19 protein-coding genes are annotated in these 22,291 nt (G+C 73.2%); 15 read left to right on the forward strand and 4 right to left on the reverse strand.

From position 1 onward, the window contains the following. Nucleotides 1-55: 55 nt before the first annotated feature. The 12 genes from PSED_RS14425 (at nt 56) to PSED_RS14480 (ending at nt 12,580) form a co-directional block, all read left to right on the forward strand. A complete protein-coding gene (locus PSED_RS14425; RefSeq protein ID WP_013674986.1) occupies nt 56-1,648 on the forward strand; it encodes an anthranilate synthase component I in 1,593 nt (530 codons plus the stop codon). Next, complete coding sequence (locus tag PSED_RS14430) at nt 1,645-2,316, forward strand: Trp biosynthesis-associated membrane protein (protein WP_013674987.1); 672 nt, start codon at nt 1,645-1,647, stop codon at nt 2,314-2,316. Before PSED_RS14425 ends, PSED_RS14430 begins: the two co-directional genes overlap by 4 nt. A gap of 49 nt (nt 2,317-2,365) precedes the next feature. Continuing rightward, nucleotides 2,366-3,205: an indole-3-glycerol phosphate synthase TrpC gene (gene trpC / locus PSED_RS14435; protein WP_013674988.1), complete on the forward strand. Its 840-nt coding sequence runs from the start codon at nt 2,366-2,368 to the stop codon at nt 3,203-3,205. A 49-nt stretch (nt 3,206-3,254) separates the two neighbouring features. Next, the gene (trpB, locus tag PSED_RS14440; protein ID WP_013674989.1) at nt 3,255-4,553 is read left to right on the forward strand and encodes a tryptophan synthase subunit beta; all 1,299 of its coding nucleotides are present in this window, start codon (nt 3,255-3,257) and stop codon (nt 4,551-4,553) included. Continuing rightward, complete coding sequence (trpA, locus tag PSED_RS14445; RefSeq protein WP_013674990.1) at nt 4,550-5,347, forward strand: tryptophan synthase subunit alpha; 798 nt, start codon at nt 4,550-4,552, stop codon at nt 5,345-5,347. Before trpB ends, trpA begins: the two co-directional genes overlap by 4 nt. Before the next feature lie 297 nt (nt 5,348-5,644). Beyond that, nucleotides 5,645-6,703 (forward strand): prolipoprotein diacylglyceryl transferase, encoded by a 1,059-nt coding sequence (lgt, locus tag PSED_RS14450; protein WP_013674991.1) that lies wholly within the window; start codon nt 5,645-5,647, stop codon nt 6,701-6,703. 4 nt (nt 6,704-6,707) lie between these two features. Then, nucleotides 6,708-7,346, forward strand: coding sequence for a DUF2461 domain-containing protein (locus PSED_RS14455; RefSeq protein ID WP_013674992.1), 639 nt, complete (start codon nt 6,708-6,710; stop codon nt 7,344-7,346). A gap of 243 nt (nt 7,347-7,589) precedes the next feature. Continuing rightward, complete coding sequence (pyk, locus tag PSED_RS14460; protein WP_013674993.1) at nt 7,590-9,008, forward strand: pyruvate kinase; 1,419 nt, start codon at nt 7,590-7,592, stop codon at nt 9,006-9,008. 76 nt (nt 9,009-9,084) lie between these two features. After that, on the forward strand, nt 9,085-9,984 hold the full coding sequence (locus PSED_RS14465; RefSeq protein WP_013674994.1) for an acyl-CoA thioesterase: 900 nt from the start codon (nt 9,085-9,087) through the stop codon (nt 9,982-9,984). Between the two features lie 186 nt (nt 9,985-10,170). Further along, a complete protein-coding gene (locus PSED_RS14470) occupies nt 10,171-10,734 on the forward strand; it encodes an OsmC family protein (protein ID WP_013674995.1) in 564 nt (187 codons plus the stop codon). Nucleotides 10,735-10,778: 44 nt separating this feature from the next. Next, nucleotides 10,779-12,080: an O-acetylhomoserine aminocarboxypropyltransferase/cysteine synthase family protein gene (locus PSED_RS14475; protein ID WP_013674996.1), complete on the forward strand. Its 1,302-nt coding sequence runs from the start codon at nt 10,779-10,781 to the stop codon at nt 12,078-12,080. Continuing rightward, nucleotides 12,080-12,580, forward strand: coding sequence for a CoA-binding protein (locus PSED_RS14480; RefSeq protein ID WP_013674997.1), 501 nt, complete (start codon nt 12,080-12,082; stop codon nt 12,578-12,580). Before PSED_RS14475 ends, PSED_RS14480 begins: the two co-directional genes overlap by 1 nt. A 16-nt stretch (nt 12,581-12,596) precedes the next feature. Here PSED_RS14480 and PSED_RS14485 read toward each other — a convergent pair whose 3' ends face one another. Beyond that, complete coding sequence (locus tag PSED_RS14485) at nt 12,597-13,118, reverse strand: hypothetical protein (protein WP_013674998.1); 522 nt, start codon at nt 13,116-13,118, stop codon at nt 12,597-12,599. Between the two features lie 128 nt (nt 13,119-13,246). Here PSED_RS14485 and PSED_RS14490 point away from each other — a divergent pair, with 128 nt between their 5' ends. The 3 genes from PSED_RS14490 (at nt 13,247) to PSED_RS14500 (ending at nt 15,774) form a co-directional block, all read left to right on the forward strand. Continuing rightward, nucleotides 13,247-14,233: a malate dehydrogenase gene (locus PSED_RS14490; RefSeq protein ID WP_013674999.1), complete on the forward strand. Its 987-nt coding sequence runs from the start codon at nt 13,247-13,249 to the stop codon at nt 14,231-14,233. A gap of 212 nt (nt 14,234-14,445) precedes the next feature. Further along, a complete protein-coding gene (locus PSED_RS14495) occupies nt 14,446-15,045 on the forward strand; it encodes a CAP domain-containing protein (protein ID WP_013675000.1) in 600 nt (199 codons plus the stop codon). 168 nt (nt 15,046-15,213) lie between these two features. Continuing rightward, on the forward strand, nt 15,214-15,774 hold the full coding sequence (locus tag PSED_RS14500) for a Uma2 family endonuclease (RefSeq protein ID WP_013675001.1): 561 nt from the start codon (nt 15,214-15,216) through the stop codon (nt 15,772-15,774). A 9-nt stretch (nt 15,775-15,783) separates the two neighbouring features. Here the strand turns inward: PSED_RS14500 and treZ are convergent, their stop codons facing one another. The 3 genes from treZ to glgX are packed head-to-tail and all read right to left on the reverse strand — an operon-like array spanning nt 15,784 to nt 22,186. Beyond that, a complete protein-coding gene (treZ, locus tag PSED_RS14505; RefSeq protein ID WP_013675002.1) occupies nt 15,784-17,520 on the reverse strand; it encodes a malto-oligosyltrehalose trehalohydrolase in 1,737 nt (578 codons plus the stop codon). A gap of 44 nt (nt 17,521-17,564) precedes the next feature. Continuing rightward, a complete protein-coding gene (treY, locus tag PSED_RS14510; protein WP_013675003.1) occupies nt 17,565-20,006 on the reverse strand; it encodes a malto-oligosyltrehalose synthase in 2,442 nt (813 codons plus the stop codon). Continuing rightward, complete coding sequence (glgX, locus tag PSED_RS14515) at nt 20,003-22,186, reverse strand: glycogen debranching protein GlgX (RefSeq protein ID WP_013675004.1); 2,184 nt, start codon at nt 22,184-22,186, stop codon at nt 20,003-20,005. Before glgX ends, treY begins: the two co-directional genes overlap by 4 nt. Nucleotides 22,187-22,291 lie beyond the last annotated feature (105 nt).

The following is a 22,291-nucleotide window of genomic DNA, read 5'->3' on the forward strand; positions in this document are numbered from 1 at the left end:
CCCGCGGCCCACCCGGCGCGCTCCGACATCGGACCCGGCCTGAGACAATGGCCGGATGCCGACCGCCACCGACGCCCCGCCCCTCGGCTCGGTCACACCCACCCGCGAGGAGTTCCGCGCGCTCGCCGCGGGGCACCGGGTCATCCCGGTCGCCCGCAGGCTGCTCGCCGACGACGAGACCCCCGTCGGGGTCTACCGCAAGCTCGCGGGCTCGCGACCGGGCACGTTCCTGCTCGAGTCGGCGGAGAACGGGCGCTCCTGGTCGCGGTTCTCGTTCGTCGGGGCGCGCAGTGCGGCGGCGCTCACCGTCGTCGACGGCAGGCTGCACTGGACCGGCGACGTGCCCGCCGGGATGCCCACCGAGGGCGATCCGCTGGCCGCGCTGCGCACCGTCGTCGAGGAGCTGCACAGCGAGGCCCTGCCCGGGCTGCCGCCGCTGACCGGCGGGATGGTCGGGTACCTGGGCTACGACGTCGTGCGCCGCCTCGAACGCATCGGCGACGACCCGACCACCGTCGACGACCTGCGGCTGCCCGAGATGGTCATGCTGCTGGCCACCGACCTCGCGGCGGTCGACCACCACGAGGGCACGGTCACGCTGATCGCCAACGCGATCAACTGGGACGGCTCCGACGAGCGCGTCGACGCCGCCTACGACGACGCCGTCGCCCGGCTGGACCGGATGACCGCCGAGCTCGCCGTGCCGGCGCCGTCGACGGTCGGGGCCTACCGGCCCGCCGAGCCGGTGTTCCTGCGCCGTCGCTCCCAGGAGGAGCACTGCGCGGCCGTCGAGGTCGCCAAGGAACAGATCCGGGCGGGCGAGGCGTTCCAGATCGTCGTCTCCCAGCGGTTCGAGATGGACTGCACGTCCGATCCGCTCGACGTGTACCGCGTGCTGCGGGCGACCAACCCCAGCCCGTACATGTACCTGCTGCACCTCGACGACGCCTCCGGCGGCTCGCCGTTCGCGATCGTCGGCTCCAGCCCCGAGGCGCTGGTGACGGTCCGCGACGGCCGCGCCACCACCCACCCGATCGCCGGCACCCGCTGGCGCGGCGCGACCGAGGAGGAGGACGCGCTGCTGGAGAAGGACCTGCGCGCCGACGAGAAGGAGCGTGCCGAGCACGTCATGCTCGTCGACCTCGGCCGCAACGACCTCGGCCGCGTCTGCGAGCCCGGCACGGTGAAGGTGCACAACTTCTTCTCCGTCGAGCGCTACAGCCACGTCATGCACCTGGTGTCGACGGTGACCGGCACCCTGCGCGCCGACCGCAACGCCTTCGACGCGGTCACCGCGTGCTTCCCGGCGGGCACGCTCTCCGGCGCGCCGAAGGTGCGCGCGATGCAGATCATCGAGCAGCTCGAGCCGACGCGCCGCGGCCTCTACGGCGGCATCATCGGCTACCTCGACTTCGCGGGCGACGCCGACACCGCCATCGCGATCCGCACCGCCGTCGTGCGCGACGGAAGGGCGTTCGTGCAGGCCGGGGGCGGGATCGTCGCCGACTCCGACCCGGTCGCGGAGGACACCGAGTGCCTGAACAAGGCGCGCGCGGTGCTGTCCGCGGTCGCCACGGCCGCGACCCTGAGCCCACCCGATGCCGTCGTCGCGGGTGCCGCGGGTGCGGGGGAGGCCCGGCCGTCGTGACGGTGGCCGCCGCAGCGGTGCGCGCGGGGCGGCGACGCCTCGCGGTTGTCGCGGCCGCGCTGCTGGTGGGCGCGCTCGCGGCGTGGGCGTCGAGCCGGCTGACGTGGTTCTCCGCGACGGTGCCGACCCCGCGCGGCAGCACCGACGTCGCCGTGTCCGGCGCAGAGGTGCTCCCGGTGCCGACCGCGCTGGCCGTCCTCGCCCTCGCCGGTATCGCGGCGGCCGTCGCGGTCTCCGGCCTCGCGCGCCGGGTGCTGGGCGTGCTGCTGGTGCTGGTCGCGCTCGTGACGGTCTGGACCGTGGTGGCGGCATGGACGTCCCCGCCCGACGCCGCCCGGCTCGCCGTCCTCGCCGGGACGACCGCCGCGCCGGGCGCGTCCGGGGCTGTGACGGCGACCGCGGCGCCGGTGTTCGCCCTGGTGGGGGCGGTGCTCGTCGTCGTCGCGGGGCTGCTGCTGACGCTGCGCGAGCAGGGGATGCCGCGGATGGGCGCGCGCTACGCGACCGCGGACCCGTCCGGCGCGAAGCGTTCCGCCGATCCCGACCGGACCGCGTGGGAGGAGCTCGACGCGGGCCGGGACCCGACCCTCGACCGCGTCGACCGCGTCGACCGCGCCCCGGAGCCCCGTGACGGGCCTGGTCGCGGGGGCGGTGAGCGCGCTGACTAGCATGGTTCCGACGCCTGGAAGGCCCGAACCCGAAAGGGGAGACAGCCCCATGGGCGAGCGCACGAAGCAGACCTCCGGACCCACCGTCCTCGAATCGATCGTCGCCGGTGTCCGCGAGGATCTCGCCGTCCGTGAGGCCGCCGTCGACTTCGCCGAGATCAAGCGACGTGCCGCCGAGGCACCGCCGGCGCGCGACGTGATGGCCGCCCTGAACGCCCCCGGCGTCGGGGTGATCGCCGAGGTCAAGCGCCGCAGCCCGTCGAAGGGCGACCTCGCCTCGATCGGTGATCCGGCGGACCTCGCGCGGCGCTACGAGATCGGTGGTGCGCGGGTGATCAGCGTGCTCACCGAGCAGCGCCGCTTCGGCGGCTCGCTGGCCGACCTCGACGCGGTCCGCGCGGCCGTCGACATCCCGATCCTGCGCAAGGACTTCGTCGTCAGCCCCTACCAGGTGCACGAGGCGCGGGCGCACGGCGCGGACCTGGTCCTGCTGATCGTCGCGGCGCTGGAGCAGAACGTCCTGGCGTCGCTGCTCGACCGGGTCGAGTCCCTCGGGATGACGGCGCTGGTCGAGGTGCACACCGAGGAGGAGGCCGACCGGGCGCTCGAGGCCGGCGCGACGCTGATCGGCGTCAACGCCCGCAACCTGCACACGCTCGAGGTCGACCGCGGGATCTTCGGGCGGATCGCGCCGGGCCTGCCCAACAACGTGCTGCGCGTCGCCGAGTCGGGCGTGCGCGGGCCGGGCGACCTGCTCACCTACGCCGGGTGGGGCGCCGATGCGGTGCTCGTCGGCGAGGGTCTGGTGACCAGCGGCGACCCCGAGGGCGCCGTACGTGGTCTGGTGGCGGCGGGCTTCCACCCGTCGTGTTCACGGATGGTGCGCTGAGCCGGGACACCGGCCGGCGTACGTACTGCAGCGAGTTCGAGGGAGTGCGGTGGCCAGCAGCACGGGCGTGAAGCCCAGCGACGGTGTCGCGAACAGGTCGGGACACGAGCCCGACGAGCGCGGCCACTTCGGCCGCTACGGCGGCAGGTTCGTGCCGGAGGCGCTCGTCGCCGCCCTCGACGAGCTGGCCGCGGCCTACGAGAAGGCCCGCCACGACGACGAGTTCCTCGGCGAGCTCGACCGGCTGCACCGCGACTACACGGGCCGTCCCTCGCCGCTGACCGATGCGCCCAAGCTCGGCGAGCACGCCGGCGGCGCCCGGATCCTGCTCAAGCGCGAGGACCTCAACCACACCGGCTCGCACAAGATCAACAATGTCCTGGGCCAGGCGCTGCTCACCAAGCGGATGGGCAAGAAGCGGGTCATCGCCGAGACCGGCGCCGGCCAGCACGGCGTCGCGACGGCCACCGCGTGCGCGCTGCTCGACCTCGAGTGCGTCGTCTACATGGGCGAGGTCGACACCGCCCGGCAGGCGCTCAACGTCGCCCGGATGCGGCTGCTCGGCGCCACGGTCATCCCGGTCCGCACCGGTTCCCGCACCCTCAAGGACGCCATCAACGAGGCGCTGCGCGACTGGGTCACCAACGTCGACTCCACGCACTACCTGCTGGGCACCGTCGCCGGGCCGCACCCGTTCCCGGTGATGGTCCGCGACTTCCACCGCGTCATCGGCATGGAGGCGCGCGAGCAGGTGCTCGAGCGCACCGGTCGGCTGCCCGACGTCGTCGCCGCCTGCGTCGGCGGCGGATCCAACGCCATCGGCATCTTCCACGCGTTCATCGACGACCCGTCGGTGCGCCTCATCGGTTTCGAGCCGGGCGGCGACGGGATCGAGACCGGCCGCCACGGCGCCACCCTGGCCGAGGGCTCGCCCGGGGCGCTGCACGGTGCGATGTCGTACCTGTTGCAGGACGAGGACGGCCAGACCTCGGAGTCCTACTCCATCTCCGCCGGGCTCGACTACCCCGGCGTCGGTCCCGAGCACGCGCTGCTCAAGGACATCGGCCGTGCCGAGTACCAGCCGGTCACCGACGCCGAGGCGATGGAGGCGTTCGCGCTGCTGTCGCGCACCGAGGGGATCATCCCGGCGATCGAGTCGGCGCACGCCGTCGCCGGGGCGGTCCGGCTCGGCCGCGAGCTCGGCCCCGACGCCACGATCCTGGTCAACGTCTCCGGACGCGGGGACAAGGACGTCGACACCGCCGCGAAGTGGTTCGGCATGATCGCCGAGGGCGAGAGCGCCGAGGACGCCGACGGCACCGCGATCGCCGACGGAGGACGGGCATGACGGTCTCGGACGTGTTCACCCGCTGCGCCGCCCAGGGTCGTGGCGCGCTCGTCGGCTACCTGCCGGCCGGGTTCCCGACCGTCGACGGCTCGGTCGACCTGATCAGCGCGATGGTCGACGGTGGGTGCGACCTCGTCGAGGTCGGCATCCCGTACTCCGACCCCGTGATGGACGGACCGACGATCCAGGCCGCCGCCGAGACCGCGCTGCGCGCCGGGGTCCGGTTGCGCGACGTCTTCACCGTCGTCGAGCGCGTCGCCGCCGCCGGGGGCTCGGCCGTCGTCATGACGTACTACAACCCGGTGCTGCGGTACGGCGTCGACGCGTTCGCGCGCGACCTCGCCGCCGCGGGCGGGCTCGGCGTGATCACGCCCGACCTCATCCCCGACGAGGCCGACGAGTGGCTCGCGGCGTCGACCGCCCACGGGCTCGACCGGATCTTCCTGGTCGCGCCGTCCTCGACCGAGGAGCGCATCGCCTCGACCGTCGCCGCCTGCACCGGCTTCGTCTACGCGACGTCGATCATGGGGGTGACCGGTGCCCGTGACAGCGTGGCCGACGTGGCGCCGGAGATCGTCGCGCGCACCCGGCCGCACACGCGGCTGCCGATCGGCGTGGGTCTGGGGGTGCGGTCGGGCGAGCAGGCCGCGCAGGTGGCGTCGTTCGCCGACGCGGTGATCGTCGGCTCGGCGTTCGTCTCCGCCGCCACCGACCGCGGCACCGACGGCGTGCATGACCTCGCCGCCGAGCTGGCCGACGGCGTCCGCCGCGCCGGGGTTCCCGCCCCGGCCTGACCACACCCGCCCGCATGCCGCGGCGGGCGGTGGGGTTGCGCTCGGGGGGCCGGCCGCAACCTGGCTGTTGTCTCCTGGCGGCTGGGGGACGGTGAGGTTGCGCTCGGGGCGTCGCAGGTGCGCGGGCGGCGACAGGGGTGCGCGCGGGCACGCCGGACCGGCGCGGTCCGTCCCGTCGTGCCCACGGGCCGTCGTTGCAGGCCCCGCGGCCGGGCCCGGATCGGGACGAACGGGTGCGAGGCGGGCGGGGGCGGGTCGGCGCGACGTCGCGCCACGCGTGAGCGATACCGTGGCGGCGTGAGCCTCGCGCTGTCGGCCGTGCTGCCGGCGTTCATCCCCAGTCCCGACCGCGGGGTCTGGCACCTCGGACCGCTCCCGATCCGGGCCTACGCGCTGTGCATCATCGCGGGCATCATCGTCGCGGTCTGGTGGGGCGAGCGGCGGTTCGTCGCACGCGGGGGCAAGCCGGGCACCGTCGTCGACGTCGCCGTGTTCGCGGTCCCGTTCGGGCTGGTCGGCGGCCGGCTGTACCACGTCGCGACCGACTGGGAGACCTACTTCGGCCCCGGCGGCACGCCGATCGACGCGCTGAAGATCTGGCAGGGCGGCCTGGGTATCTGGGGGGCGATCGCCCTCGGCGGGGTGGGCGCCTGGATCGGCTGTCGCCGCCGCGGGATCCCGCTACCGTTCTTCGCCGACGCGGTCGCGCCGGGTATCGTCGTCGCGCAGGCGGTCGGCCGGCTGGGCAACTACTTCAACCAGGAGCTCTACGGCGGCCCGACCGACGCGCCGTGGGGTCTGGAGATCTACAACCGGGTCGACCCGTCGACCGGGCTGCCCGACCCGCTCGGCGGCATCGCGCTCGACAAGACGCCGATCGCGATCGTGCAGCCCACGTTCCTCTACGAGCTCATCTGGAACGGGCTCGTGGCCGTCGTCATCGTGTGGGCCGACCGCCGGTTCCGGCTCGGCCACGGCCGCGTGTTCGGCCTCTACGTCGCGGGCTACACGTTGGGCCGCTTCTTCATCGAGCTGCTCCGCACCGATCCGGCGACGCGGGTGTTCGGCGGCATCCGGATCAACGTCGTCGTGGCGGCGGTGGTGTTCGTCTGCGCGGTCGTCTACGTCATCGTGGCCCGCCGTCGCGGGCCGCGCGAGGTGCTGACCGGTCCCGCTGCCGCCGATCCCGTCGACCCGGCGCCGTCGGACACCGCGGCCGAGCCCGACCGCTCCGACTCCCGCCGCCGAGACGACGTCTCGGGTACGGGTTCGGGCGGCGATGCCACCGGCTCCGACGCCACCGGCGGCGGGGCCGAGGCCGTCTCCAACGGGTCGTCGCGCGAGTCGGGATCATGAGGGCATGACGTTCGAGGGTTTCGGCGAGGGCGCGGTCGAGTTCTACGACGGTCTGCTCGCCGACAACTCGAAGGCCTACTGGACCGACCAGCGCGCCGTCTACGAGAGCGACGTCCGGGAGCCGATGCTCGCGCTCCTCGCCGCGCTCGAGCCGGAGTTCGGCGGTCCCGGGAAAGTGTTCCGGCCCTACCGCGACGTGCGGTTCTCCGCGGACAAGACGCCCTACAAGACCCACTGCGGCGGCTACACCCCGCCGTACTACGTGCAGCTCTCCGCCGACGGGCTGATGGTCGCGGCCGGGTACTACCGGATGGAGTCCGACCAGGTCGCGCGGTACCGCACCGCCGTCGACGACGAGCGGCGCGGCGCGGATCTGATCGCCCGGCTCGACGCGGGCCGCGCCGCCGGCCTGGAGGTCGGCGGGCAGACCCTGACGCGGGCCCCACGCGGCGTCGCGCCCGACCATCCGCGCATCGACCTGCTGCGCCACAAGTCGTTGCACCTCTGGCGCACCTTCCCGCCCGACGACGTGCTCCACGAGCCGGCGTGCCTCGACCGCGTCGCCGACGTCTGGCGCGCCGCCCGGCCGCTCGCGGAGTGGCTGGCCGACCACGTGGGCCCCAGCGACCGCCCTCGGCGCTGAACCGGCTGCGTGACGGAGCCGCCGACCCGGCGGTCGTGTCGCCCGGCGCCCCGGCCCGGCTGCGACGGGCACCCGGCGGCGCCGACGATCGGGATCCCCACGCGCACCGGACCCGCGTGACCTGGGGATTCACCGGTGCGCGGGTGGTCGTGTCCGCTCCGTCGCCGGACCGTTCCCGGGTCGTCACCCGGCGCTCCGGTTCCGGCGTCCGTATCGTTCCAGTAGAGGGCTAGGCTGTGTCGTGTGAGTCGCCGAACCAAGATCGTCTGCACCATCGGCCCCGCGACCGCCTCGCCGGAGCGGATCCGGGAGCTGGTCGCGGCCGGGATGGACGTCGCAAGGCTCAACTTCAGCCACGGCAACCGCGAGGACCACAAGCGGGTCTACGAGATGGTCCGCGAGGCCGCGGACGCGGAGGGTCGCGCGGTGGGCGTGCTGGCCGACCTCCAGGGTCCGAAGATCCGCCTCGGCCGGTTCGCCGCCGGCCCCACCGAGTGGCACACCGGTGAGGAGGTCCGGATCACCGTCGAGGACGTCGCCGGCACGCACGACCGGGTGTCGACGACCTACGGCGGCCTCGCCACCGACGCCCGCGCGGGCGACCGGCTGCTGGTCGACGACGGCAAGGTGGGCCTGCGGGTGGTCGCCGTCGAGGGCCTCGACGTGGTCTGCAAGGTCACCGAGGGTGGCCCGGTCAGCGACAACAAGGGCATCTCGCTGCCCGGGATGAACGTGTCGGTGCCCGCGATGAGCGAGAAGGACTCGGCCGACCTCGCGTTCGCGCTGGACCTGCGCGTCGACATCGTGGCGCTGTCGTTCGTGCGCAGCCCCGCCGACATCGAGCAGGTCCACAAGATCATGGACCAGCACGGCGGGCGCCTGCCGGTCGTCGCGAAGCTGGAGAAGCCCGAGGCCGTCGACAACCTCGAGGCGATCGTGCTGGCCTTCGACGCGATCATGGTCGCGCGTGGTGACCTGGGCGTCGAGCTGCCGCTGGAGAACGTGCCGCTGGTGCAGAAGCGGGCGATCCAGATCGCGCGGGAGAACGCCAAGCCGGTGGTCGTCGCCACGCAGATGCTCGACTCGATGATCACCAACTCGCGCCCGACCCGCGCGGAGGCCTCCGACGTCGCCAACGCGGTGCTCGACGGCGCCGACGCGGTGATGCTGTCCGGCGAGACGAGCGTCGGCCGCTACCCGATCAAGTCGGTGCGCACGATGGCGCAGATCATCGAGGCGGTCGAGGCCGGCCCGACGACGGTGCCCCCGCTCAACCACGTGCCCCGCACCAAGCGCGGGGTGCTGTCGTACGCGGCACGCGACATCGGGGAGCGGCTCTCGGCCCGGGCGCTGGTCGCGTTCACACAGTCCGGCGACACGGTGCGCCGGCTCGCCCGGCTGCACACCCGGCTGCCGCTGCTCGCCTTCACCCCGACGCCGGAGGTGCGCAGCCAGCTGGCGATGACGTGGGGCGTCGAGACGTTCCTGGTGCCCTACGTCGAGTCGACCGACGCGATGGTCCGCCAGGTCGACCACTCGATGCTCGCGCTCGAGCGGTTCCAGCCCGGCGACCTGGTGGTCATCGTCGCGGGCTCCCCGCCCGGGACCGTCGGGTCGACGAACTCGATCCGGGTGCACCGGCTGGGCGAAGAGGACATCTGACCGCACGGTCGCACCGCGGCCGGAGTCGCGGCGAGCCGGCGGCGTGGCCGCGGCGCGCGTTTGCGAGGATGCGGCCGTGACCGCCGCTCCCCGCCGACCCGACGTCGCCGCCGACGGCGTCGCCCGCGGGCAGGCCGTCGTCGACGAGCTCGTCGCGCTGCTCGACCTCGACGAGACCGGCCCGGACACCTTCCGCGGGACGAGCCCGGAGAGCAGGCGGTTCCGGGTCTACGGCGGGCAGGTGGCGGGGCAGGCGCTCGTCGCCGCGGGACGGACGGTGCCGGCGGGCCGGTCGGTGCACTCGCTGCACTCGTACTTCATCCGGGGCGGCGACCCGCGGGTGCCGATCGAGTACCGCACCGAGCGGATCCGCGACGGACGCTCGTTCACCACGCGGCGCGTGCTCGCCGTGCAGGACGACGAGGCGATCTTCATGATGTCGGCGTCGTTCCAGGTCCCGCAGGAGGGGCTGGTGCACGCCGAGCCTGCGCCCACCGACGTCCCCGCGCCCGAGTCGCTGCCCGACCTGGGGACGCGGCGCGCCGCCGGGCACGGTGGGGACTGGCTCGGCCGCGCGGAACGCCCGATCGACATCCGGTTCGTCGACGAGCCCGTCTGGACCGCCGACCGCGTCGCGACGAAGGAGCCGCTGCGGGCCTGGCTGCGTGCCGACGGGACGCTGTCCGACGACCCGCTGCTGCACACGTGCCTGCTGACGTGGGCGTCGGACATGATGTTGTTGAGCTCGGTCGTCGCGCGACACGACCTGAGCGCGACGCAGGTGCAGATGGCGAGCCTCGACCACGCGATCTGGTTCCACCAGCCGTGCCGGGCCGACGAGTGGCTGCTCTACGAGTGCTGGTCGCCCGCCGCGTCCGGCGGCCGGGGCCTCGCGACGGGCCGGTTCTTCACCCGCGACGGGCGGATGGTCGCGACGACGGCGCAGGAAGGGCTCACCCGGCTGCCGCGGCGCTGACGCCACCCGGCCCGGGCCTGGACCGGGCCGGGGCGGGTCGGGTATGACTTGGATCATGCCCTGCCGGTCGCGTCCGTCGGTGCGGCTCGTACGTCGTCGTCACGTCGACCACGGGCACGTCTGCTCGTGCGCGTGTCCGGGCCGCCGCTGAGCCCGTCCCGGTCACCCGCACACCCTGGAGCGACGATGCCGACCCCCGCGACGCCCACCGCCTCGACCACGGCCACCCCGACCCCTGGTGCCGAACGCGACGAGAACCTGCGCCGGATCCTCGGCGTCGTCGGTGAGAAGTTCAGCGCCCAGCCCGAGCGGGCGACGGTCCGGTTCCGGGCGAGCGGGGTGGGCGGCGACGGCGTGCGCTCCGACATCCGCATCGGGCGCCACGAGCTGGTCGTCGACGAGCCGCCCGCCCTCGCCGGGCAGGACGCCGGGCCCAGCCCGGTCGAGACCGCCCTCGCGGCGCTGCTGTCGTGCCAGGTGGTCACCTACCGGCTGTGGGCGGCGAAGCTCGGCATCCCGCTCGACGACGTGTCGGTCGACGTCGAGGGCGCCATCGACCTGCGCCGCTTCTACGGCATCGACGACTCCGGGCGTGCCGGCTTCGGCGACGTGCGGCTCGTCGTGACGCTGTCCGGCCCGGCGGGGGAGGAGCGCTACCGCGAGCTCGCCGCGGCCGTCGACGAGCACTGCCCGGTGCTCGACCTGTTCCGCAACCCGACGCCGGTCACGGTCGAACACGTCACGGCCTGACCGCACGTGCGCCGCACCGTTGCCACCCAGGGCAGGATGACGTCATGACCGAGCAGCAGGAACGACGCTGGGGCTTCCGCACGCGTGCCGTGCACGCCGGCGCGGTGCCCGATGCCGAGACCGGCGCCCGCGCGGTCCCGATCTACCAGTCGACGAGCTTCGTCTTCGAGAACACCACCGACGCGGCCAGCCTGTTCGCGCTGCAGAAGTACGGGCTGATCTACAGCCGGATCGCGAACCCGACGGTGTCGGTGCTCGAGGAGCGGATGGCGTCGCTCGAGGGCGGGATCGGCGCGGTGGCCGCGGCGAGCGGGCAGGCCGCCCAGTTCCTGACGTTCGCCTGCCTCGCCGGCGCGGGGGACCACGTCGTCGCGGCGGCCGGGCTCTACGGCGGCACCGTCACCCAGCTCGACGTGACGATGCGCCGCTTCGGTGTCGACACGACGTTCGTCGCGGGCGGCGACCCCGCCGACTTCGCGAAGGCGATCACCGACCGGACGCGCTTCGTCTACGCCGAGGTGGTGTCCAACCCCGGCGGCGAGGTCGCCGACATCGCCGGGCTCGCCGACGTCGCGCACGCCGAGGGGTTGCCGCTCATCGTCGACGCGACCCTGGCCACCCCGTACCTGTGTCGGCCGCTCGAGCACGGCGCCGACATCGTGCTGCACTCGGCGACCAAGTTCCTCGGCGGCCACGGCACGACGCTGGGCGGCATCGTCGTCGAGTCCGGCCGGTTCGACTGGGGCAACGGGAAGTTCCCGTCGATGACGACGCCCGTCCCGTCGTACGGCGGGCTGGACTGGTGGGGCAACTTCAAGGAGTTCGGCTTCCTCACCAAGCTGCGCGCCGAGCAGCTGCGCGACGTCGGCGCGACGCTGTCGGCGCATTCGGCGTTCCTGCTGATCCAGGGCGTGGAGACGCTGCCGCAGCGGATGGACACCCACATCGCCAACGCGCGCGCCGTCGCCGAGTGGCTCGACGCCGACCCGCGGGTCTCGTGGGTGCGCTGGGCGGGGCTGCCCAGCCATCCCGACCACGCGCGCGCGCAGCGCTACCTGCCGCAGGGCCCGGGCGCGGTGTTCTCGTTCGGGGTCGCGGGCGGGCGTGCCGCGGGCCAGCGGTTCATCGAGTCGGTGCAGCTGTGCAGCCATCTCGCCAACATCGGCGACGCCCGGACGCTCGTGCTGCACCCCGCGTCGACGACCCACCAGCAGCTCTCGGCGGAGCAGCTGGTCGCCGCGGGCGTGGGGGAGGACCTCGTGCGGATCAGCGTCGGGATCGAGGACGCCGACGACATCCTCTGGGATCTCGACCAGGCGCTGGCCGCCGCCGTGAAGGAGAACTGATGGACCCGGTGAGCAGCACCGAGTGGCGCAACCCGATCGCGTCGGAACGGCGCCGGATCCTCGACCGCACGCGCACCGTGGCGATGGTGGGTGCGTCGCCGAACCCGGCGCGGGCCAGCAACTTCGTCGCGACGTACCTGCTGTCGAGCACCCGCTACGACGTCTACTTCGTGAACCCGTTCGCCACCGAGGTCCTCGGCAGGCCGGTCTACCCGACGCTCGCCGACCTGCCCGTCGTGCCCGATCTGGTCGACGTCTTCCGCAAGCCCGCCGACCTGCCGGGTGTCCTCGAGGAGACGCTCGCCCTCGGCGACGGGGTGTCGACGTGGTGGCTGCAGTTCGGGCTGTGGGACGCCGACCTCGCACGCAAGGCGGAGGCCGCCGGCCTCGCCGTCGTGATGGACCGGTGCCTCAAGGTCGAGCACGCCCGTTTCCACGGGGGGCTGCACCTGGCCGGTTTCGACACCGGGGTGATCTCGAGCAGGCGCCGCACCGCCTGAGCCGAGTGCGGGCAGGTCAGGCGACGCCGGCCGTCGTCGCCACCCGCACGACCCAGAACAGCAGCCCGGTGACGAGCAGCAGGACCCAGAACGGCCAGGCGTGCCGCCGGGCGACCACCCAGGTCAGGATGCCCGCGACCAGCACCGACGCGACGATCATGCCGCCGAGCGCCCAGCCGGCGGCCCCCGACGGCGGCGGTCCCGACACGAGCAGCACCAGCACGACGTTCACCACGCCCCACAGCGCCGCGGCGAGCATCGGACGGCCGAACCCGGTGCCGGCCGCCCGCTCGCCGACGGGCGGGGGCGGCAGCTCCTCCGCGGCCGGGTAGGGCGGGGCGCCGGGCATGGGCTGGTGCGGCACGAGCCGGTCGGGATCGACGGGGGTGTACCCGGGCGCGCCACCCTCCCAGCCGAACCGCGCCGCGGTCCCGTTCCGCTCGGCCGTGTCGTCCCGCTCGACCGTCCCGTCCGGAGCGGATCCGCCGTCCCCGTCGCGGGGGTCGGGCGGGGGCGTGGCGGGGCTGGAGTCGGCCATCGCCCGACGCTAGCCGAGCCGCCGCTCGGGGCGCCGATCCGACCGCCGACGGACGTCACTGCCTCTGGTGCGTCGCAGGTGATCCCCGTCGCGGCGCACACGCCCGCGGAGGGTCTAGCCTCCCGGGCGTGTCTACCCCTCCTGTCACCGTCACAGTCACCGGCGCCGCTGGCCAGATCGGTTACGCGCTGCTCTTCCGTATCGCGTCCGGGCAGCTCCTGGGGCCCGACACCCCGGTCAAGCTGAACCTGCTCGAGATCCCGCAGGCCGTGAAGGCCGCCGAGGGCACCGCGATGGAGCTCGCCGACGGCGCGTTCCCGCTGCTCGCCGGCGTCGACATCTTCGACGACGCCACCAAGGCCTTCGACGGCGCGAACGTCGCGCTGCTCGTCGGCGCCCGGCCCCGCACCAAGGGCATGGAGCGCGGCGACCTGCTCGAGGCCAACGGCGGCATCTTCGCGCCGCAGGGCAAGGCGATCAACGAGGGTGCGGCCGACGACATCAAGGTCCTCGTCGTCGGCAACCCGGCGAACACCAACGCGCTCATCGCGAAGTCGGCCGCCCCGGACGTCCCGGCGGAGCGCTTCACCGCGATGACCCGCCTCGACCACAACCGCGCGCTCTCGCAGCTGTCGGCGAAGCTGTCGGTCCCGGTCTCCGAGATCACGAAGATGACGATCTGGGGCAACCACTCCGCGACCCAGTACCCCGACCTCTACCACACGGAGGTCGGCGGCAAGATCGCCGCCGAGCAGGTCGAGGAGTCGTGGCTGCGCGACACGTTCATCCCGACCGTCGCCAAGCGCGGCGCCGCGATCATCGAGGCCCGTGGCGCGTCGTCGGCCGCGTCCGCGGCGTCGGCGGCGATCGACCACGTGTACACCTGGGTCAACGGCACCGCCGACGGTGACTGGACCTCGATGGCCGTCCCGTCCGACGGGTCCTACGGCGTGGCCGAGGGCATCATCTCGTCGTTCCCGGTCACGACGGCGAACGGTGCGTACGAGATCGTCCAGGGCCTGGAGATCAACGACTTCTCCCGCGAGCGGATCGACGCGAGCGTCGCCGAGCTCGTCGAGGAGCGCGACGCGGTGAAGGCCCTCGGCCTGCTCTGAGGCCGGTCCGCCTGCCGTACGTCAGCAACGGCACCTTCCCGCAACCCGGTTGCGGGAAGGTGCCGTTGCTGCATTCGGCGGAAGGGGGCGCACCCCCGTGATCAAGTAGGGGTGCGCCTGGGGATCACACCATCGTCGCGAAGTGCTCGATCTCGGAAGCTTTCTCCCAACGGCGGACCAACCGGAACCGCCCCCCACCTCGGGAGAAACCGATGCGAACCGCCAGCCTCCGCCGCAACGTCGTCCGCCTCGCCACCGCCGGCGTGCTGTCCCTCGCGAGCCTCGGTGGGATCGCCGCCGTCGCCGCCCCCGCGGCCTCCGCCGCCCCCGCCGACTGCGCGTACAACCCGGGCGGACGGGGTGGCTACGGGTCCTACGTCGACGGCCTCGCCCTGAACCAGATGGACTGGGAGCAGGACCTCGCCAACGCCATCAACTCCTACCGGGCCTCGAAGGGCCTGCGCTCCCTGGCGTACTCGCGCACCCTGGCCCGGCCGGCGATGTGGGCGAGCCTGGACAGCTACAACCGGGGTTTCTCGCCGTCGAACCACGTCGACACCCGCGGCATGGGCATCGCCCAGCGCGTCCAGTTCTGCTCCGGCTACACCGGCTTCGTCGGTGAGATCAACTACTGGGGCACGGGCAGCCAGGCGTACACCGGCTGGCAGGCCGCGCTGACCTGGTGGAAGAACTCGCCCGGGCACAACGCGTGGCTGCTCAACGCCCAGGCCACGACGTTCTCGGTCCAGATGGCCTACGAGGGCGAGACCCGTACCCGCGCCCACTACACCGTGGTCTTCGGCGACCACTGACCCTGCACCGACACCGCAGGACGGCACCCTCCCGCACCAGGTGCGGGAGGGTGCCGGGCCGTGTGCGCCGGACGGCGGGCATCGGCGCCGCCTTGCCCGGGGGCGGAGGATGGTTAGGATTGCCATGTATTCACCGGGGTTCTCGTCCGAGCACGTGGAGGCCAGTCCGTGACCGCAGCCGCCGTCCGAAGCACTCTCGCCGACCTGCTCCACGAGCCGGACGACGGCCGCATCCGCGAGCTGCACGACGGCGAGATCCGGGTGCTGCCCGAGCCCGACGAGGACCAGATCTGGCACGTGCGGCTGCTCGACCTGATGCTCGGCGTCAGCGCCCCAGAGGGTGTGGAGATCCACCACAGCACGGGCGTGCACGTCGACGAGGCCAACTTCTTCGTGCCCGACCTCCTCGTCGTCCGCGCGGGCACGCCCTTCCACGACAACGGGTTCGACGCTGCAGGCGTCGTGCTGGTGGTCGAGGTGCTGGGCCCGCTCACCCATCACGCCGACCGCATCCTCAAGCCGTGGCGCTACGCCGAGGCCGGCATCCCGTACTTCTGGCGGATCGACCAGGGGCCGCGGCTCGTCGCGCTGCGTCTCGACGAGACCCTCGGCGACGGGCACTACATCTACGACACCGAGCTGGTGCCCTGCGAGAACGCGGAGGTCCCGCACCCGTGGGTGGCCCAGATCGACATGGCGGAGTTCGTGGACCCGCCGAGCCGCCGCTGAGCCGGGGGCTCAGAGCAGCGCGATCGCGAACGCCTCCGGTGGGACGATGATCTGGTCCTGCTCGGCGGCCGCGGGCTCGGACGCGAGGAGGATCCGGGACACCCGGGCGCCGAGCCCGAGGGTCACGTCGTCGTGCCCGAGGTTGACCACGACGCGGATCCGGCCGCGGTGCACGACCAGCGCGCGCGCCTCCTCGTGCACGTCGATCTCGACCTCGTCGAGCCACGGGTCCGACAGCTCCGGCCACTGCCGACGCAGCGCGATCAGCTCCCGGTGCAGCGCGAGCAGCGTCGCGTGCGGCTCCTGGCAGGACTCGTCCCAGTCGAGCTTGGAGTCGAGGAACGTCGACTCGGCGTTGGGGTCGGGCACCTCCGCCGCACCCCAGCCGTGCTCGGCGAACTCCGCCGTACGGCCCTCCCGTACGGCCTCGCGCAGCGCGGCGTCGGGGAAGTGCGAGAAGAACTGCCACGGCGTGCGGGCGCCCCACTCCTCGCCCATGAACAGCATCGGCGTGAACGGCGAGGTGAACACCAGCGCCGCCCCGCACGCGAGCAGCCCGGGGGTGAGCGACTGGGTGAGCCGGTCGCCGGCCGCGCGGTTGCCGATCTGGTCGTGGTTCTGCAGGTAGGCGAGGAACCGGTGGCCCGGGATGCGCCGGGTGTCGACGGGTGCGCCGTGCGCCCGCCGCCGGAAGCTCGACCAGGTGCCCTCGTGCAGGAACGCCCGGCACAGCACGTGCCCCAGCCCGGTCAGCCCGGCCGCGGCGAAGTCGCCGTAGTAGCCCTGCGACTCGCCGGTGAGGACGGCGTGCAGGCTGTGGTGGATGTCGTCGGCCCACTGGGCGTGCAGGCCGTAGCCGCCGCCCTCACGGGCCGTGACCAGCCGCGGATCGTTGAGGTCGGACTCCGCGACCAGCGAGAGCGGCCGACCGAGGTGCGTCGAGAGCGACTCGACCTCGACGGCCAGCTGCTCGAGCAGATGCGTCGCGCGGGTGTCGCGCAGTGCGTGCACGGCGTCGATGCGCAGCCCGTCGACGTGGAAGTCGCGCAGCCACATCAGCGCGTTGTCGATCGCGAAGCGCCGCACCTCGTCGGACCACGGGCCGTCGAGGTTCAGTGACGGGCCCCAGATGTTGCTCCCCGCGAAGTACGGCCCGAACCGGTCGAGATAGGCGCCCGACGGGCCGAGGTGGTTGTAGACGACGTCGAGCACGACGCCGAGGCCGCGGGCGTGGGCGGCGTCGACGAACCGCTTGAACCCGTCGGGGCCGCCGTAGTTCTCGGTGACGGCGTACCAGCCGACGCCGTCGTAGCCCCAGTTCCACGGTCCGTCGACGGCGTTGACCGGAAGCACCTCGACGAGGTCGACGCCCAGCTCGGCCAGGTGGTCGAGGCGCTCGATCGCGGAGTCGAACGTCCCCTCGGGGGTGAACGTCCCGATGTGGCACTCGTAGAGCACCGACCCGGGCAGCTGCCGGCCGGTCCAGGACCCGTCGGTCCACAGGAACCGGTCGTGGTCGTAGCGCCGGGACGCGGCGTGCACCCCACCGGGCTGCCAGTAGGAGCGCGGATCGGGCAGCGGGGTCTCGTCGTCGCCGACGAGGAACGCGTACGCGGTCCCGTGGCCGGCACCCTCGACCTCGACGTGCCACCAGCCGCCGGGGCTGGGGTACATCGGGTGCGGCTCGCCGTCGACGACGACGCGCATCTGCTCCTGCTCGGGCGCCCAGACCCGGTACTCGGCCACGTGCGTCGGTTCCTTCCGGTGCTGTCTGCGGTCGGGGATACGGGTCAGGCGGGCCGGACGAGCAGCGCGACGGGGTAGCGCAGCAGCAGGTCGCCCAGCCGCGGCGCGGCGCCGTCGACGGGGGTGTCGGTGAGGATGTCGTGCCAGTCGTCGGCGCCGTCGGGCAACGGCAGGACGGTGTCGCCCCAGCCCCCGCGGGCCGCCAGCCCCACCGGGAGCCGGGTGGCGACGGCGACCATCCCCGAGGCCTGCGCGCCCGGCCCGAGCAGCGAGGCCGTGCCACGCGCGAACGCGACGGCGTGCTCGGCCGCCGGTCCCGAGGCCGGCAGCGCCCGGTACCCGGCGAAGAGCTCGGGCCGGTACCGGCGCAACCGCGCCGCGGTGGCGGTCACCAGCAGCTTCGCGGCGCCGTCCGGGCCGATCTCGGGCAGCTCGCCCTCGTCGAGACGGCCGAGCGTCGCACGGCGGGCGGCGAAGTCCACGGGACGGCGGTTGTCGGGGTCGACGAGGGAGTACTCGAAGAACTCGGTGCCCTGGTAGATGTCGGGAACGCCCGGCCCGGCCAGCTGCAGCAGCTTCTGGCCCAGTGAGTTCGACCGGCCAGGGCCCTCGATCCGGGCGACGAACGCCTCGATCTCGGCGACCAGGTCGGGATCGGAGAGCACCTCGCCCGCCCACGCGGCGACGGTCTCGTCGACCTCGGCCACGGCCTCGACGTGGCTGGTGACGAGCTTGGCCTCCTTCGACGCCTTCGTCAGGTAGGCCGCCATCCGGTCGGCCGGGATCGGCCACGCGCCGACGAGGCACTGCCAGGCCAGCAGCTCCAGCGACCGGTCGGGCAGCGGGCGGCGCGCCGACCAGCGCCGGACCACGTCGATCCACTCGGCGGGCATCTCCGAGAGCACCGCGAGCCGGGCGCGCACGTCCTCGGAGCGCTTGGTGTCGTGTGTCGAGAGGGTCGTCATCGTCGCGGGGCTGCTCGCCTCGCGGGCCGCGGCGGCGGCGTGGAACTCGGCGGGGGAGACCCCGAACCGGTCGGGGGCGCCGCCCACCTCGTTGAGCGCGACGAACCGGTTCCACCGGTAGAACGCGGTGTCCTCGACGCCCTTGGCCATGATCATGCCCGAGGTCTGCTGCACGCGGGTGGTGAGCTCGCCGTGCGGGTCGGCGAGCATCGCGGCGTGCAGCGCCAGCAGCACCGGCGCGAGGTCGGGCCGGTGGGTGCGCGCGACGGTCAGCGCCGTGTCGAGCGCCTCGCGGCCCTCGGGCAGGTAGCTGCGGTAGACGGGGAAGCCGCACAGCAGTTCGGCGACCGCGTCGCCCAGCGCGTCCTCGGGCGCACCGTCGAGCGCGGCGGCGACGGCCGGCACCGCGGCGGCGACCCCTGCGATGCGGCGTACCTCCGCGGCCAGGATCGTCGACGCGACCTCACGCCGGGCCCGGTGCTCGCCGCTGTGCGCCGACTCCTTCGACCCGACGTGCTCGGCCGTGAACTGGGTGAGCAGACCCGCACCCGCGGGATCGACGAACACCCCGCCGATGTGACGCAGCGCCTCGTAGCCGGTGGTGCCGTCGACGGGCCAGGACGCGGGCAGCTCCTCGCCGACCCCGAGGATCTTCTCGACGAGCAGCCACCGGTCGGGCCCGATCGCGGCGCGCAGCCGCTGCAGGTACTCGCCGGGGTGCGACAGCCCGTCGGGGTGGTCGACCCGGATGCCGTCGACCTCGCCGGCAGCCACCCAGCGCAGCACCTCGGCGTGCGTCGCCTCGAACACGTCCGGGTCCTCGACGCGGACGGCGGCCAGCGTCGACACGTCGAAGAAGCGGCGGTAGGTCAGCTCGGCGGCGCCGCGCTTCCAGGAGACGAGCCGGTAGTGCTGGCGCTCGTGCACCTCCCGCGCCGTGCCGTCGGCGGTACCGGGCGCGACGGGGAAGGCGTGCTCGTAGTAGCGCAGCTCGGTGCGGTCCGGCGACACGACCAGCGCGTCGAGCGCCTCGTTCTCGTCCTCGCCGAGCACGGGCAGCAGGACGGGGCCGGCGTCCCAGTCGACGTCGAACTTCGCCGCGTGCCGGGAGCTGCGGCCGTGGGTCAGCACGTCCCACCACCACGGGTTGGCCAGCGGCACGTCGACGCCCACGTGGTTGGGCACGATGTCGAGCAGCAGGCCGAGCCCGCGCTCGCGCAGCGCCGCGACCAGGTCCTTGCGGCCCAGCTCGCCACCGCGCTCCGCGGAGACCCGGGTCGGGTCGACGACGTCGTAGCCGTGGTTCGAGCCGGCGCCCGACTCCAGCAGCGGCGACGCGTAGAGCGCGCCGACGCCGAGCGCGTCGAGGTAGTCGAGCAGCGCGACCCCGTGCGCGAACGTCTGCTGCGCGGAGAACTGCAGCCGGTAGGTCGACGACGGGACGTGGCGGGCGGGGCGGCCGGACACGGGCGACTCGGACACGGGCGACTCGGACACGGGCGACTCGGAGGAGGAGGTCATCGGGTGGCCGCCTCGACCCGCTGCAGCACCAGCACCGACCGGGCCGGGACGACCTGCACGGCGCCGGACGCGACGGTGTCCGGCTGGGCGGCCACGGTGCCGGGCGCCGTCGCGAGCGACGTGACCTCCCCGGTGGCCGAGTCGACCACGACGGCCCACCGGGTCCCGAACTCGGCGGGCGGCAGCGTCGCCTCGATGTCCTCCCAGTGCGCGTTGAGCATGATCAGGAACGAGTCGTCGGTGACACGCTCGCCGCGGTGGTCGGCCTCGGTGATGCCGTCGCCGTTGAGGAACACGACGACGCACTTGCCGAAGCCGGAGTCCCAGTCGTGCTCGGTCATCTCCTCACCCGACGGCGCGAACCACGCGATGTCGGGCAGCGCGGTGCGCACGTCGGGTGTGCCCCGCGAGCGCCGGGGACGGATCGGCCTGCCGGCGAAGAACCGCCGCCTGCGGAACACCGGGTGCGCGTGCCGCAGCGCGGCCACCCCACCGGTGAAGCCGACCAGTGCGGCGTTCTTGCCCGCGAGCGACCAGTCCATCCAGGCCGTCTCGTTGTCCTGGCAGTAGACGTTGTTGTTGCCGCCCTGGGTCCGCCCGAGCTCGTCGCCGTGTAGCAGCATCGGCACGCCCTGGGACAGCAGGAGCGTCGTGATGAAGTTGCGCTGCTGGCGGGCCCGCAGCGCCAGCACGTCCTCGTCGTCGGTCGGGCCCTCGACGCCGCAGTTCCACGACCGGTTGTGGCTCTCGCCGTCGTTGCCGTCCTCGCCGTTGGCCTCGTTGTGCTTGTCGTTGTAGGAGACCAGGTCGGCGAGGGTGAAACCGTCGTGCGCGGTGACGAAGTTGATCGACGCGTAGGGCCGGCGGCCGTCGGCCTGGTAGAGGTCGGAGCTGCCCGTCATGCGGGAGGCGAACTCGCCGAGGGTGCCCGGCTCGCCGCGCCAGAAGTCGCGGACGGTGTCGCGGTACTTGCCGTTCCACTCCGTCCACAGCGGCGGGAAGTTGCCGACCTGGTAGCCGCCCGGGCCGACGTCCCACGGCTCGGCGATGAGCTTGACCTGCGAGATCACCGGGTCCTGCTGGACGAGATCGAAGAACACGCTCAGCCGGTCGACGTCGTAGAACTCGCGCGCCAGCGTCGAGGCCAGGTCGAAGCGGAAGCCGTCGACGTGCATCTCGGTCACCCAGTACCGCAGCGAGTCCATGATCAGCTGCAGGGTGTGCGGGTTGCGGACGTTGAGCGAGTTCCCGGTGCCCGTGTAGTCCATGTAGTACCGCTGGTCGTCCTCGACGAGCCGGTAGTAGGCGTGGTTGTCGATACCCCGCATGGACAGCGTGGGGCCCATGTCCGAGCCTTCGGCCGTGTGGTTGTAGACCACGTCGAGGATGACCTCGATGCCCGCCTCGTGCAGGTCGCGCACCATCGCCTTGAACTCCTGCACCTGGTTGCCGGCGCGGCCCGAGGCCATCGCGTAGGCGTGGTGCGGGGCCAGGAAGGCGATCGTGTTGTAGCCCCAGTAGTTGGCCAGACCGCGCTGCTCGAGATGGTGGTCGGTGATGAACTCGTGCACGGGCATGAGCTCGACCGCCGTGATCCCCAGCAGCTGCAGGTGCTCGATCATCGCCGGGTGCGCGAGACCGGCGTAGGTGCCGCGCAGCTCCTCGGGGACGTCGGGGTGGTTGATCGTCAGCCCGCGGACGTGCGCCTCGTAGACGATCGTCTCGTGGTAGGGCACCCGCGGCGGCCGGTCCGAACCCCAGTCGAAGTACGGGTTCACGACGACGGACTTGGGCACGAAGGGCGCCGAGTCGCTGTCGTTGCGCTCGTCGGGCTCGCCGAACCGGTAGCCGAACACGGCCTCGTCCCAGCGCACCGGCCCGTCGACGGCCTTGGCGTACGGGTCGATCAGCAGCTTGTTGGGGTTGCAGCGCAGGCCGCGAGCCGGGTCGTACGGGCCGTGGATCCGGTATCCGTAGTGCTGGCCGGGCTCGATCCCCGGCAGGTAGCAGTGCCAGACGAACCCGTCGACCTCCGTGAGGCGGACGCGGGTCTCCTCGCCGTCGTGGTCGAACAGGCACAGCTCGACGCGCTCGGCGACCTCCGAGAAGATCGCGAAGTTCGTCCCGGCGCCGTCGTAGCTGGCGCCCAACGGATAGGCGCTACCGGGCCACGGCCGCATGAGTTCCTCGTTCCCCGGCCGCGGCCGGACTGTCGGTTCGGACTGACAAGTGCCCCGAAACCCGGCGTCCCATGCCGCTCGCGGGGTGTGACCGGCGCGACGGCC

Source organism: Pseudonocardia benzenivorans CB1190 (assembly GCF_000196675.2).
Lineage (GTDB): Bacteria > Actinomycetota > Actinomycetes > Mycobacteriales > Pseudonocardiaceae > Pseudonocardia > Pseudonocardia benzenivorans.